1 protein-coding gene is annotated in these 980 nt (G+C 70.2%); it reads right to left on the bottom strand.

Annotation, left to right across the window (positions count from 1 at the left end; translation table 11 throughout):
- Positions 1–980 (bottom strand): bifunctional folylpolyglutamate synthase/dihydrofolate synthase (locus tag AX735_RS19090; RefSeq protein ID WP_066283548.1); only part of this gene is annotated, 980 nt, incomplete at both ends.

Genomic DNA, 980 nt, shown 5'->3' with positions numbered 1-980 from the left:
GCACCTTGCCGCCCATCGCCGCGACATGCCGCGCCAATGCCGCGCCGGCGTCGGGATTGTGCCCGCCATCGAGCCAGACCGGCTCGTCGGTGCCGAGCAGCGCGACCAGCGGTCCGTCGGCGAGCCGCTGCATCCGCGCGGGCCATTCCGCCCAGCCCATCGCGGCGCTCAAGGCGCTGTCGGGGATGCTGAGCGCGCTCTGGTGGCGGATCATCGCGACCGCGAGCGCGGCATTGTCCGCCTGGTGCGCGCCGGGCAGCCGCGGGACGGGCAGGTTGAGCTTGCCGTCGACATCGCGATAATGCAGCCGCCCCTGATAGAGCGCCGCGTCCCAATCCTCGCCGCGCGCCTTGACATAGGCGCCCGCGCGCATCGCCTGGCCCGCGATCGCGCCCATCATGCCGATCGCATATTTCTGGATGACGAGCGGCACGCCCTGCTTGGCGATTCCCGCCTTCTCGAACGCGATCCGTTCGAGCGGAATATCCGGCGTGCCTTCCTCCGGTGCGAGCAGGAACGCCTCATGATCGATGCCCAAAGCCGCGATGCCGCACACGGCGGGCGCGGGCAGCACGTTCGTCGCATCGAGCCTGCCGCCCAGGCCGACCTCGATCACGCAGGCATCCGCAGGCGTCTCGGCAAAGGCGAGGAACGCGGCGGCGGTGGTGACCTCGAAAAAGCTGGCGTTGATGCCCTCGGCGATGTCGAGCACGCGCGCGAGATAATCGGCCAGCGCCTCGTCCGCGATCAGCCGCCCGGCGAGCCGGATGCGCTCGTTGAAGCGCACCAGGTGCGGGCTGGTATAGACATGGGCGACATGGCCCGAAGCCTCGATCGCCGCGCGCAGGAACGCGCAGGTCGAGCCCTTGCCGTTGGTGCCCGCGACGTGAAACACCGGCGGCAGACGATGGTGCGGACTGCCGAGGCGATCAAGCAGCGCGGTGATCCGCTCCAGCCCCAGCACATCGCGCCCCGACGAC

It is taken from the genome of Blastomonas sp. CCH1-A6, assembly GCF_001556365.1.
GTDB lineage: Bacteria > Pseudomonadota > Alphaproteobacteria > Sphingomonadales > Sphingomonadaceae > Blastomonas > Blastomonas ursincola.
The sequence above is the reverse complement of the archived record's forward strand: the minus strand, read 5'-3'. Positions and strand labels throughout refer to the sequence as shown.